The 12691-nt window shown below is 58.6% G+C and carries 12 protein-coding genes; 8 read left to right on the top strand and 4 right to left on the bottom strand.

Annotation, left to right across the window (positions count from 1 at the left end):
* Positions 1-13: 13 nt before the first annotated feature.
* The gene (locus tag J1G18_RS17160) at positions 14-1708 is read right to left on the bottom strand and encodes a lactate permease LctP family transporter (RefSeq protein WP_202370230.1); all 1695 of its coding nucleotides are present in this window, start codon (positions 1706-1708) and stop codon (positions 14-16) included.
* Between the two features lie 261 nt (positions 1709-1969).
* Here J1G18_RS17160 and J1G18_RS17155 point away from each other — a divergent pair, with 261 nt between their 5' ends.
* Positions 1970-2737 carry a GntR family transcriptional regulator gene (locus J1G18_RS17155; RefSeq protein WP_027610772.1) on the top strand — a complete coding sequence of 256 codons (768 nt, stop codon included), beginning with the start codon at positions 1970-1972 and terminating at the stop codon, positions 2735-2737.
* A gap of 102 nt (positions 2738-2839) precedes the next feature.
* Here J1G18_RS17155 and smpB read toward each other — a convergent pair whose 3' ends face one another.
* Positions 2840-3322: an SsrA-binding protein SmpB gene (gene smpB, locus J1G18_RS17150; RefSeq protein ID WP_003221505.1), complete on the bottom strand. Its 483-nt coding sequence runs from the start codon at positions 3320-3322 to the stop codon at positions 2840-2842.
* 119 nt (positions 3323-3441) lie between these two features.
* Between smpB and J1G18_RS17145 the strand changes: the two genes are divergently transcribed.
* Genes J1G18_RS17145 through J1G18_RS17135 form a run of 3 tightly spaced genes read left to right on the top strand, consistent with a single transcriptional unit; the run spans position 3442 to position 5594 of the window.
* Positions 3442-4845, top strand: coding sequence for a sodium-dependent transporter (locus J1G18_RS17145; protein WP_007961408.1), 1404 nt, complete (start codon positions 3442-3444; stop codon positions 4843-4845).
* A 7-nt stretch (positions 4846-4852) separates the two neighbouring features.
* Entirely contained in the window at positions 4853-5287 is a 435-nt protein-coding gene (locus J1G18_RS17140) for a type II toxin-antitoxin system RatA family toxin (RefSeq protein ID WP_003221509.1), read from the top strand.
* A complete protein-coding gene (locus tag J1G18_RS17135; protein ID WP_183784723.1) occupies positions 5280-5594 on the top strand; it encodes an RnfH family protein in 315 nt (104 codons plus the stop codon). The genes J1G18_RS17140 and J1G18_RS17135 overlap by 8 nt, the downstream gene beginning before the upstream one ends.
* 61 nt (positions 5595-5655) lie before the next feature.
* Here the strand turns inward: J1G18_RS17135 and J1G18_RS17130 are convergent, their stop codons facing one another.
* Positions 5656-6183, bottom strand: coding sequence for an outer membrane protein assembly factor BamE (locus J1G18_RS17130; protein WP_027610774.1), 528 nt, complete (start codon positions 6181-6183; stop codon positions 5656-5658).
* A gap of 97 nt (positions 6184-6280) precedes the next feature.
* Here J1G18_RS17130 and fur point away from each other — a divergent pair, with 97 nt between their 5' ends.
* On the top strand, positions 6281-6685 hold the full coding sequence (gene fur / locus J1G18_RS17125; protein ID WP_003221515.1) for a ferric iron uptake transcriptional regulator: 405 nt from the start codon (positions 6281-6283) through the stop codon (positions 6683-6685).
* A gap of 75 nt (positions 6686-6760) precedes the next feature.
* Here fur and recN read toward each other — a convergent pair whose 3' ends face one another.
* Positions 6761-8434, bottom strand: a complete 1674-nt coding sequence (gene recN, locus J1G18_RS17120) for a DNA repair protein RecN (protein ID WP_210559116.1) — start codon at positions 8432-8434, stop codon at positions 6761-6763.
* 240 nt (positions 8435-8674) lie between these two features.
* On the opposite strand from recN, the gene grpE reads away from it, so the two are divergent.
* From grpE to dnaJ, 3 genes are all read left to right on the top strand, one after another.
* Positions 8675-9241, top strand: a complete 567-nt coding sequence (gene grpE, locus J1G18_RS17115; protein WP_007961425.1) for a nucleotide exchange factor GrpE — start codon at positions 8675-8677, stop codon at positions 9239-9241.
* Positions 9242-9343: 102 nt separating this feature from the next.
* Entirely contained in the window at positions 9344-11260 is a 1917-nt protein-coding gene (dnaK, locus tag J1G18_RS17110) for a molecular chaperone DnaK (protein WP_003221521.1), read from the top strand.
* 297 nt (positions 11261-11557) lie between these two features.
* Positions 11558-12682 (top strand): molecular chaperone DnaJ, encoded by a 1125-nt coding sequence (gene dnaJ, locus J1G18_RS17105; protein WP_003221522.1) that lies wholly within the window; start codon positions 11558-11560, stop codon positions 12680-12682.
* Positions 12683-12691: the final 9 nt, after the last annotated feature.

Here is a 12691-nt window from a genome sequence, read left to right as displayed (position 1 = left end):
TTTGTTTATAGGTTTAGTGCACCAGCATGCCGGTGAACCAGTAGGCCTGGGCCAGAGTGATCAGGCCGACAATCGTGGCAAAGAATAGGCTGTGCTTGAGAGTGAAGCGGAACAGATCCGATTCCTTACCTACCAGCCCGGTCGCGGCGCAGGCCACGGCGATCGATTGTGGCGAGATCATCTTGCCGGTCACGCCGCCGCTGGTATTGGCGGCTACCAACAAGGTGTCATTGACGCCGATCTGGTGTGCGGTGGTCGCTTGCAGCGAACTGAACAGGGCGTTCGACGAAGTATCGGAACCGGTGAGGAACACACCGAGCCAGCCGAGGAACGGTGAGAAGAACGGGAAGGCTGCGCCGGTCGCGGCCAATACCAGAGCCATGGTCGAAGACATGCCCGAGTAGTTGGTGACGAAGGCGAAGGCCAGCACCATGCCGATCGACAGGATTGGCCAGCGCAGTTCGTAGAAGGTCTCTTTAAAAGTGGTCAGACCAGTTTTGAAGTTGATCTTCAGCACCAGCATCGAGACCAGCGCCGAGAAGAAAATTGCTGTACCGGTTGCGGAAATCGGATCGAGTTTGAACACCGCAGGAATCGCGGTCGGGGTGGCGACGATCGGCGCGGTCTTGATCACCAGTTGATCAAGGTGCGGGATGGCGAAGTTGAATACCCAGGCGTACATCGATCCGCCGGCGGCGAACATGGCTTTGAAGGGTTTGAGGGTCCAGATGGTCACCAGCACGGTGAGGATCAGGAACGGCGACCACGCTTTGAAAATTTCCCCAAGACTGTAAGGCGAAGCGACGGTGGTGCGCTTCTGGCCGAAACCGCCGACGCTGGCGGTAATCGCTGCGCTCGAGGTGGCGCCGGCGATCTGTGCACCGGCGGTGCGTTTTGGCTGCCAGACTTTAAGGAACAGAGTCAGGGAAATCAGGCTGGCCAGGGCCGAGGTGATGTCCGGCAGCTCCGGGCCGATGAAGTTCGAAGTGAAGTACTGGGTCACTGCGAAACTCAGGCCTGCGACCAGTGCTGCCGGCCAGGTTTCACGCACGCCACGCAGGCCGTCCATCATGAACACCAACCAGAACGGCACGAACAGCGACAGCAGTGGCAGTTGGCGGCCGGTCATGGCGCCGATCTTGAACGCGTCGATGCCGGTCACTTGCCCGGCAACAATGATTGGAATGCCCAGTGCGCCAAACGCCACTGGCGCGGTGTTGGCAATCAGGCACAGGCCGGCGGCGTACAGCGGGTTGAACCCGAGACCGACCAGCAGCGCAGCGGTAATCGCCACTGGCGCGCCGAAGCCGGCGGCACCTTCAAGAAATGCACCGAAGCAGAAACCGATCAGCAGCACCTGCAGACGCTGGTCGTCGGTGATCGACAGCACCGAACTGCGAATGACCTCGAACTGACCACTCTTGACCGTCAGTTTGTAGAGGAACACCGCCGCGACAATGATCCAGGCAATCGGCCACAGACCGTAGGCAAAGCCGTATCCGGCCGCGGCGAAGGCCATGTCGACCGGCATGTGGAAGGCGAAAATCGCCACGGCAATCGACAGGGCCAGCGTGATGCTGCCGGCCACGTGACCCTTGAGGCGGAACACCGCCAGCGCGAGAAAGAAGAAAACGATGGGGATGACGGCCGCAAGAGCGGAGACGCCGAGACTGCCGAGCGGGGTATAGAGCTGTTGCCAGGTTTGCATATGGGGTGGCCCCTAATTGTTGTTGGTCAGGCACTGTCAGCGTTCTTGGTTAATTGGTAATACCAATTTACAATCGCTGTTGGCTAGGGTAAAAGCCTTGATGTCGGTGTGTCAATTTGTCGCCCTGAAACTTTTGTCGAATAAGCGGTGCAGAGGGCATCTGATCCGGTCGGGCGAATGTGCGCTGACAGGTGTCGGCGGGGCGCCGATAGGCCAGAATAGAGAGCCCGGCGAGCGGTCGGGATCGTGGAGAAATGAGTTATGGGGTTTGATCAGATTCGTCAGCGCCGTTTGTCTGACGATATTGTCGAGCGCCTCGAGGGGATGATCCTCGAGGGCACGCTGAAGTCCGGTGAGCGGCTTCCGGCCGAGCGCGCCTTGGCCGAGCAGTTCGGCGTGTCGCGTCCGTCGTTGCGCGAAGCGATTCAGAAACTGGCGGCCAAGGGCTTGCTGGTCAGTCGCCAGGGCGGCGGCAATTATGTGGTGGAAACGCTCGGCTCGACCTTCAGTGATCCTCTGCTATTGCTGCTGGAGAGCAATCCCGAGGCGCAGCGCGACTTGCTGGAGTTTCGGCACACTCTGGAGGCATCGTGCGCCTATTACGCAGCATTGCGCGCCACGGATGTGGATCGTGAGCGTCTGACTGCTGCGTTCAATGAGTTGCAGGATTGCTATACGCGGCATGACGAAGTGAGCCGGGCGGAAGAGGGCGCGGCGGATGCGAAGTTTCATCTGGCGATCGCCGAAGCCAGCCACAACGCAGTGCTGCTGCACACCATTCGCGGGTTGTTCGATCTGCTCAAGCGCAACGTGGTGACCAACATTGGCGGCATGTACAAGCAGCGCACGGAAACCCGCGACATGCTGATCTCTCAGCACCGGGAGCTGTATCTGGCGATTATCGAGGGGCGTGCGGAGCAGGCGCGGGAGGTTTCCAGTCGGCATATTCTGTATGTGCAGGAAGTGCTGGAGGAGGTACGGCAGGAAGTTCAGCGCATGGCTCGGGCGGAGCGGCGCAAGGGAATGTAGCTTTTAGAGGCAAAAAGATCGCAGCCTTCGGCAGCTCTTACAGGGAAATTCTCATTCCTGTGTAGGAGCTGCCCCAGGCTGCGATCTTTTAAAGCAGGAAAATTATTCTTCCTTGCCCTTGTTGCGCACGGCGCGCTGCAGCTCTCGACCAGCGTCGCGTTCGCGCTCGGTGTCACGCTTGTCGTATTCCTTCTTGCCCTTGCCCAGAGCAATTTCGCACTTGACCATGTGCTTGCTCCAGTAGAAGGACAGGCACACGCAGGCGTAGCCTTTCTGTTGCACGGCAGCGGCGAGTTTTTCCAGCTCGCGCTTGTTGAGCAGCAGTTTGCGGGTGCGGGTCGGATCGGCGATGACGTGGGTGCTGGCGGTCATCAACGGCGTGATGTGACTGCCGAGGAGCCAGGCTTCGCCATCCTTGAGCAGCACGTAACTGTCGACCAGTTGCAGCTTGCTTGCCCGCAGACTTTTTACTTCCCAGCCGGCCAGGACCAGACCAGCCTCGAAACGATGTTCGATGAAGTAATCGTGTCGCGCCTTTTTGTTCTGCGCGATGGTCCCTGTTGGGTGTTTCTTCTGTTTAGCCATAGGGGCGGCATTATATGGAGATAAACGGTCCTCGGCTACGGTGATGCTGCGTGCTTGAGCACGTTGAGTGAATCCCGGACAATGCGGCCTCTTTTTCTAACGCTTGGGCGTGATATTCAATGTCGACAGACAAGGTTTCTGTCCACGGCAGTTGGGCTAGCCGCTGGGTTTTCATATTCGCCGCGACCGGTTCGGCCGTGGGACTGGGCAGCATCTGGAAATTCCCCTACATGGTCGGGGTCTACGGCGGCGGCGCCTTCGTGCTGATGTTTCTGGCCTGCATCGCCCTGATCGGGATCCCGGTCATGCTGGCTGAAACCCTGATCGGCCGCCGCGCACGGCAGAGTCCGGCGAACGCCCTGAAGGTGCTGGCGCTGGAAGCCGGGCATTCGGGCAAGTGGTCGTGGGGCGCATTTGCCGGGATGATCACGGCGTTGCTGATCCTGTCTTTCTATAGTGTGGTTGGCGGCTGGTCGCTGGATTACATCATCGACATGGGGCGCGGCGACTTCCAGGGCGCCACGGCGGAGCAGGTCGGCGCTTATTTCGGCAATGTCATCTCCGATCCCTGGCGCCTGACACTTTGGCATACAGTTTTCATGCTGTTGTCGGCCGTGGTGATCGCCAAAGGCGTGGTTGCCGGGCTTGAGCGCAGTCTGCGGATCATGATGCCGCTGCTGTTCGTGATGGTGCTGGTGTTGCTGGGTTACAGCATGACCACCGGGCATTTCATGGAAGGCGTGCATTTCATGTTCGATTTCCACCCGGAAAAAGTCCTCGACGGCTTGCTGCCCGCCATGGGCCATGCGTTCTTTTCCCTGAGCGTGGGCGTCGGCTCGATCATGATCTACGGCGCTTACATGACCAAGGAAGCCTCGTTGTCCGGCACCGTGGTCGGTGTGGCACTGCTCGACACCTTCGTGTCGCTGGTGGCCGGTCTGGCATTGTTTCCGATTGTGTTTGCTGGCGGTTTGAACCCTAGCGAAGGTCCGGGCCTGATGTTCGTCAGTCTGCCATTTGCCTTCGGTAACGTGGTTTTCGGCCAGTTGATGGGCGTGGTGTTCTTTGTCCTGGTGGCAATTGCCGCCTGGAGCTCGGCGATTTCCCTGCTCGAACCGATGGTTGCCTATTTGGTTGAACGCACGAAAATCAGCCGTGGCTGGGTGACTTTCTGGCTGGCATTTATTTGCTGGTTCGTCGGTCTGGGTACGGTTTTCTCCTTCAATATCTGGAAGGAAGCCAAATTTTTCGTGAACGATGGCGGGCTGTTTCATCTCTACCAATGGGGGGCGGCAGGCGGTCTGGACTTCTTCGGCGTGATCGATTTCTTCACCTCGCGGATCATGTTGCCGCTCGGTGGCTTGTGCTTCGTGCTGTTTGCCGGTTGGGTGATGGGGCGTGAGGCGGTGCGTGACGAGTTGTCGATTCGTAACCCGGCGCTGTTTGCCCTGTCCTTGTTCTTGATGCGCTACGTGGCGCCTATCGGCATTCTTGTAGTGTTTGCCGCTCAGCTCTGGAAGTAACGCTTACATGACGACACATATTCAACGTTCGGCGTTGCTGCCATACCCGGCGCAATTCCTCTACGACCTGGTCAACGACGTCGCGCGTTACCCGGAATTCCTGCCGTGGTGCTCGTCCGCCGAGGTGCTGGAGAGTTCGCCCGAGCACATGCGTGCCAGCGTTGGCGTGGCCAAGGGTGGCCTCAGTCAGCACTTCGTCACGCGCAACACTCTGGTGCCGGGGCAATCGATCGAGATGAACCTGGAAGAAGGCCCGTTCAACCAACTGCATGGCGTCTGGGTCTTCAAGGCGTTGAACGAGAAGGCCTGCAAGATCAGTCTTGACCTGTCTTTCGACTACGCCGGCCCGCTGGTGCGCGCGACACTCGGCCCGCTGTTCAATCAGGCGGCGAATACGTTGGTGGATGCGTTCTGCCAGCGCGCCAAGCAGATGCATGGTTGAGCCGGTGATCGAGATTGAGGTGGTGTATGCCGCCGTGGATCGTCAGATCTTGCGCACTTTGAGCGTTCCTGAAGGGACGACAGTGCGTGAGACGGTGCTCAAGTCAGGTATTGGCGATGAATTTCCGGAGCTGGACCTGAACGAATGTCCGCTGGGAATCTTCGGCAAGGTGGTGGCTGATTCACAGGTTCGCTTGATTCAGGCAGGGGATCGCATCGAGATCTACCGGCCGCTATTGGCAGATCCGAAAGAGGTTCGGCGCTTGCGGGCGGCCAAGGCTGCCGAAGCCAAGGCGCGAAATCAGTAGGACGAGCAAATCGCAGGCAATAAAAAACCCGGAAATTCCGGGTTTTTTATTGCCTCGCACATTACTGCGGCGAGGTGTCCAGCGGTTCAGGCGTCGGAACCGGAACGGTTTCAACACCGTCCACATCCTTCTGGATCGAATCCAGCAAGGAGCCCGGTTTGGCTGGTTGTTCCGGCTTCGGCTTCTCGGCGTTTTCAGCAGGGGCGGTCACGCTGGTGCCACTGTCCTTGCCGAGAATGGCTTCGTCACGGCTCACGCCCGGCATGAAGTCACCGGACAGGCTGACAAGCTGGTCGTTGGAGTTGAAGTTAACACTCACGCGTTCCTGTTGGCGTTCACCGCCACCAGGTTGCAGGCTGTACAGATAATCCCAGCGATCGGCATGGAACGTGTCGGTCAGCAGAGGGTTACCCATGATAAACCGTACTTGCCGACGGGTCATTCCCGGGCGTAACTGGTCTATCATGTCCTGCGTGACGACATTGCCCTGCTGGATGTCGATTTTGTAAACCCCGGGGAATGAACAACCGGCGAGTGCGAGCAGTCCCACAAAGGTGAAACTGGTTAGCAAGAGCTTGGTGTTTTGCATCGGTGGGCGACTTCCACTATCTTGGCTGGGACAACGTAAACGCCGATCATACCCGCATTAAGAGAAGCTGCGAAGCAGCATCGCGAGAAAGCTGACCATGGTTGAAAATAGCGAACTACGCAAAGCCGGCCTCAAAGTGACCCTGCCACGGGTCAAGATCCTGCAAATGCTCGACTCTACCGAGCAGCGTCACATGAGTGCCGAAGACGTCTACAAGGCGTTGATGGAAGCGGGCGAGGACGTCGGTCTGGCCACGGTTTACCGTGTTCTGACCCAGTTCGAAGCCGCTGGCCTCGTGGTCCGTCACAACTTCGACGGTGGCCACGCGGTATTCGAATTGGCCGACGGTGGCCACCACGACCACATGGTCAACGTGGAAACCGGTGAAGTCGTCGAATTCGTCAGTCCGGAAATCGAAAAGCTCCAGAAGGCAATTGCCGAGGAGCACGGTGTTGATCTGGTAGATCACAATCTGGTGCTGTACGTACGCAAGAAAAAGTAAGCATGTCGCGCGAATTTCAGGTTCGCGAAACGAACGAAGGCGACCCAAGGGTCGCCTTCGTGCTTTCTGCTGTGCTTAAACTTTTGCGGTAACCACCATTTTTTTTGCGTGAGCCAAAGACTCTTTGGTCAGGTCGATGCCGCCCAGCATCCGCGCCACTTCTTCTATACGGTCGTTCTTGCTCAGCTTGGACACGGCGGTGTGAGTCGCCTGTTCGCCCCGTACCTTGTGCACGAACAAATGCTGATGACCCTGCGCAGCCACTTGCGGCAAGTGCGTCACGGTCAGTACCTGCCCGCGATCGCCAAGACGACGCAACAACTGGCCGACGATTTCAGCAGTTGGCCCGCCGATGCCCACGTCCACTTCGTCGAACACCAGGGTTGGCACCCGTGAGGTCTGCGCGGTGATTACCTGAATCGCCAGGCTGATCCGCGACAGCTCGCCACCGGAGGCCACTTTGGCCAGCGCCTTCAGTGGTTGGCCGGGGTTGGCGCTGACCAGCAGTTCAACCTGTTCCAGACCATTGGGCAGCAGTTCGTCGCTGCTATTGGCGCGCAATTCAATGGTGAAGCGCCCGCCCGGCATGCCCAAGCGCTGGATTTCCTGCTCCACGGCGCTGGCAAGGCTGCCGGCGGCCTGGTGACGCAAGTCGCTCAGCTCGCGGGCCTTCTCTTGATAATGGCGTGCGTAGGACGCCAGTTCTTCACCCAGGCGCTCGATAGATTCGTCGTTGGCGTTAAGGGTTTCGATCTCATCCAGCAACTTCTGCTGCATCTCGGCGACTTCGGTTGGCTGGATCCGGTGCTTGCGGGCCAGGGTGTAAATTGCGTCGAGGCGTTCTTCCAGATACTGCAGGCGCGCCGGATCGGCATCGAAGTTGTCGAGGAAGCGATTGAGTTCGCCCACGGCTTCTTCGACCTGGATCTGCGCGCTGGTCAGCAGGCTGCTGGCTTCGCCCAGTGCGCCAACCGAGTTGTTCACGCTCGACAGGCGATTGAGGCTGGCGGTCAGTGCATTCAGCACATTGCCGGAATCGCTTTCGCTGCACTGCTCGACCACCTGTCGGCAGATGCCGAGCAGGGTTTCGGCATTGGTCAGATTCTTGTGTTCCTGCTCCAGCTGTTCCAGCTCGTTGTCGCCGAGGCCGAGGTTTTCCAGTTCTTCAAGCTGGTAGCTGAGCAGTTGGTGGCGCGCGCGTTGTTCGTCGCCAGAATTGGAGAGGCGCTCCAGCTCCTGGCGGGTTTGACGCCAGCGCTGCGCGGCGAGTTGGACCTGACGGGCCAGGTCGGTAGCGCCGGCGTATTCGTCGAGCAGGCGGCGATGGGTATCGGTTTTCAGCAGCGATTGATGTTCGTGCTGGCTGTGGATATCGATCAGCAGTTCGCCGAGGGCCTTGAGATCGCCGAGCGGGCAGGGCGTGCCATTGATATAGCCGCGTGAACGGCCTTCAGCGGTGATCACCCGACGCAGGATGCATGGGCCGTCGTTTTCGAGATCGCGTTCGGCCAGCCAGGCATGGGCTTCGGGAATGTCGACCAGATCGAAGGTGGCCAGAATGTCGGCCTTGTCGGCGCCTGGGCGAACCACGCCGCTGTCGGCGCGATCGCCCAGGGTCAGGCCCAGGGCGTCGAGCATGATCGACTTGCCGGCGCCGGTTTCCCCTGTGATCACGCTCATCCCGCGATCGAGTTCGAGATCGAGATGTTCAACGATGGCGTAGTTATGTACGGACAGGTGCACCAGCATAAAGGCCGCTCCCAGGCTTTAGGTCTGGTTATTTATACAGTGTTTTGTTTCAGGCTGACAATGCCCTCGCTTAGCTCGATTTGCTTGATCCGATCAAATGCTTAGTCCGAGCGGGAATGACAATGCAGCACTTTTTTGTAGGGTTAATCATTGCAGGCCCTTGAAGCCTGATTTTGCGGCCCCATATATCGGGGCAGAAGCGCGAGTACAGCTCGCGGACGTAATTGAAAGGAGAATTCTATGGCTGACGAACAGACAGTAGATACGCAAAATCCAGAAGCCAATCAGGCGCCCGAAACTTCGGGTGACGACCTGGCGACCCGTGTACAAGTGCTCGAAGAGCAGTTGGCCGCCGCGCAGGATCAGTCGCTGCGCGTAGCTGCCGATCTGCAGAACGTCCGCCGCCGTGCCGAGCAGGATGTCGAGAAGGCGCACAAGTTTGCGCTGGAAAAATTCGCCGGTGACTTGCTGCCGATCGTCGACAGCCTGGAGCGCGGCCTCGAGCTGTCGAGCCCGGACGACGAAAGCATCCGTCCGATGCGCGAAGGCATCGAGCTGACCCTGAAAATGTTCCACGACACCCTCAAGCGTTATCAGCTTGAAGCGATCGATCCGCATGGCGAACCGTTCAATGCTGTTCACCATCAGGCGATGGCCATGCAGGAAAGCGCCGACGTCGAACCGAACAGCGTTCTGAAGGTGTTCCAGAAGGGCTACCAGCTCAATGGCCGCCTGTTGCGTCCGGCCATGGTTGTGGTCAGCAAGGCGCCGGCGCCAATTTCGCCTTCGATTGACGAGAAGGCTTGAAATTAGCCGCAAGGCCCCCATTTAGAAGTCAAGCGTTTAAGTATTACCGCAGTTAGCCACCACTGCTGCGGCAACAAAATCCAAAGTTTCGGGAGAGTGAACATGGGCAAAATTATCGGTATCGACCTGGGGACTACCAACTCCTGCGTCTCCGTGCTGGAAAACGGCGTAGCCAAAGTTATCGAAAACGCCGAAGGCGCGCGTACCACGCCGTCGATCATCGCTTACGCCAACGATGGTGAAATCCTCGTTGGTCAGTCGGCCAAGCGTCAGGCAGTGACCAACCCGCACAACACCCTGTACGCGGTGAAGCGTCTGATCGGTCGCAAGTTCGACGAAGAAGTCGTACAGAAAGACATCAAGATGGTCCCGTACAAAATCGCCAAGGCTGACAACGGCGACGCCTGGGTTGAAGTGAACGGCCAGAAAATGGCGCCGCCACAAATCTCGGCTGAAATTCTGAAGAAGATGAAGAAGACCGCCGAAGACTACCTCGGCGAGCCTGTGACCGAAGCGGTAATCACCGTTCCGGCCTACTTCAACGACAGCCAGCGTCAGGCGACCAAAGACGCCGGCCGCATCGCCGGTCTGGACGTTAAACGTATCATCAACGAACCAACCGCAGCGGCTCTGGCTTACGGTATGGACAAGGCCAAGGGCGATCACACCGTGATCGTTTATGACCTGGGTGGCGGTACTTTCGACGTTTCCGTGATCGAGATCGCTGAAGTTGACGGCGAGCACCAGTTCGAAGTGTTGGCCACCAACGGTGACACCTTCCTCGGCGGTGAAGACTTCGACATTCGTCTGATCGACTACCTCGTTGACGAATTCAAGAAAGAAAGCGGCATGAACCTCAAAGGTGACCCGCTGGCCATGCAGCGCCTGAAAGAAGCCGCTGAGAAAGCCAAGATCGAGCTGTCGTCCGCTCAGTCGACCGACGTCAACCTGCCGTACATCACTGCAGACGCTACCGGTCCTAAGCACCTGAACGTGAAGATTTCGCGTGCCAAGCTCGAAGCACTGGTTGAAGACCTGGTTCAGCGCACCATCGAGCCTTGCCGTATCGCCATGAAAGACGCCGGTATCGACGTTGGCGCGATCAACGACGTGATTCTGGTTGGCGGTCAGACCCGTATGCCGCTGGTACAGAAGCTGGTGACCGATTTCTTCGGTAAAGAAGCTCGTAAAGACGTGAACCCGGACGAAGCGGTTGCCATGGGTGCTGCGATTCAGGGCGCCGTTCTGGCCGGTGACGTGAAAGACGTTCTGCTGCTCGACGTCAGCCCGCTGACCCTGGGTATCGAAACCATGGGTGGCGTGATGACCGCGCTGATCGAGAAAAACACCACGATTCCTACCAAGAAATCGCAAGTCTTCTCGACTGCCGACGACAACCAGGGCGCCGTGACCATTCACGTTCTGCAAGGTGAGCGTAAGCAAGCCGCACAGAACAAGTCCCTGGGCAAGTTCGACCTGGCCGACATTCCACCAGCTCCACGTGGCGTGCCGCAGATCGAAGTGACCTTCGACATCGACGCTAACGGCATCCTGCACGTTGGTGCGAAAGACAAGGCGACCGGTAAAGAGCAGAAGATCACCATCAAGGCCAACTCCGGTCTGTCGGATGAAGAAATTCAGAAGATGGTTCGCGATGCCGAGCTGAACGCCGAGGAAGACCGCAAGTTCGCTGAACTGGCTGAATCCCGTAACAAGGGTGATGCACTGGTTCACTCGACTCGCAAAATGGTTACCGAAGCGGGCGACAAGGTCAGCGCTGAAGAGAAGACCGCGATCGAAGCCGCTGTGGTTGCACTGGAAGCCGCTGTGAAAGGCGACGACAAGGCTGCCATCGAAGCGAAGATCGAAGAGCTGTCGAAAGTCTCGGCTCCGGTTGCTCAGAAGATGTACGCCGAACAGGCTCAGCCTGCTGAAGGCGCGGCACCGCACGACGAGAAAGCTGAAAAGGCTGACGATGTTGTCGATGCCGAGTTCGAAGAAGTCAAAGACCACAAGTAAGTTGTTGGTCGGCCGGTTGACTGCCTTGCGGCGGTGACTGGTAGGATGTCGCCGCGCGGGAGCTTGCTCCCGCGTTGGCGTATCTGGAATACACGAATTTTTACAGCATGCGACAAGGTTCGCCTGCTGCTGGTATGGCCGGGAATGCTCCTGCTTTTCGCGCCGCAAGTACCAAAAGAAACAAAGACCAGGATCGTTGAATTGACGTGAGTTGGGTCCGGGCCTGTATTGGGGCTCAACGAGTTTGGCCATCCTCAGGAGGGGTTTGCCGAACGTCCTCAAGAGTGCAAAAGACTTATGGCAAAGCGTGACTATTACGAAGTATTGGGTGTAGAGCGTGGTTCAAGCGATGCAGACCTGAAGAAGGCCTATCGTCGTCTGGCGATGAAGCATCACCCGGACCGTAATCCCGATGACAAAGCGTCGGAAGAACTGTTCAAAGAGGCCAACGAGGCCTACGAAGTATTGTCCGATTCGAGCAAGCGCGCGGCGTACGACCAGTACGGTCATGCTGGCGTCGACCCAAGCATGGGTGGCGGTGGCGCCGGTTTCGGCGGGCAGAACTTCTCCGACATCTTTGGCGATGTCTTCAGTGACTTCTTCGGTGGCGGTCGTGGCGGTTCCCGTGGCGGCGCCCAGCGCGGCAGCGATCTGCGCTACACCCTGGAGCTGAATCTGGAAGAAGCGGTGCGCGGCACTACCGTGAATATCCGCGTTCCGACACTGGTCAATTGCAAGCCATGCGATGGTTCCGGTGCGAAGAAAGGCTCGTCGCCATCAACCTGCCCGACCTGCGGCGGCATCGGCCAGGTGCGTATGCAGCAGGGCTTCTTCTCGGTGCAGCAGACCTGCCCGCGCTGCCATGGCCAAGGCAAGATCATTTCCGATCCGTGCGATTCCTGCCACGGCGACGGTCGCGTCGAAGAGTACAAGACCCTGTCGGTGAAGGTGCCGGCTGGCGTTGATACCGGCGACCGCATTCGTCTGTCTGGCGAGGGCGAGGCGGGCACCCAGGGCGGCCCGACCGGCGACCTGTACGTGGTGATCAACGTGCGCGAACACGACATCTTCCAGCGCGATGGCAAACATCTGTTCTGCGAAGTGCCGATCAGCTTTGTTGATGCGGCGCTCGGCGGCGAGCTGGAAATCCCGACCCTCGACGGTCGCGTCAAACTGAAAATCCCTGAAGGCACCCAGACCGGCAAGCAGTTCCGTGTACGCGGCAAAGGCGTGGCGCCGGTGCGGGGCGGTGGTGCGGGCGACTTGATGTGCCGTGTAGCGGTCGAGACCCCGGTCAATCTGAATCGTCGTCAGCGCGAATTGCTCGAAGAGTTCCGCAGCTCGCTGGCGGATGACAACAGTCACTCGCCAAAAACCACCGGTTGGTTCGATGGCGTGAAGCGCTTCTTCGGCGATCTGTAAGGAGTCGGC

This window comes from Pseudomonas sp. MIS38 (assembly GCF_019891575.1).
Taxonomy (GTDB): domain Bacteria; phylum Pseudomonadota; class Gammaproteobacteria; order Pseudomonadales; family Pseudomonadaceae; genus Aquipseudomonas; species Aquipseudomonas putida_A.
Note: the sequence above shows the minus strand (reverse complement) of the source record. Positions and strands in the feature narration are given on the sequence as shown.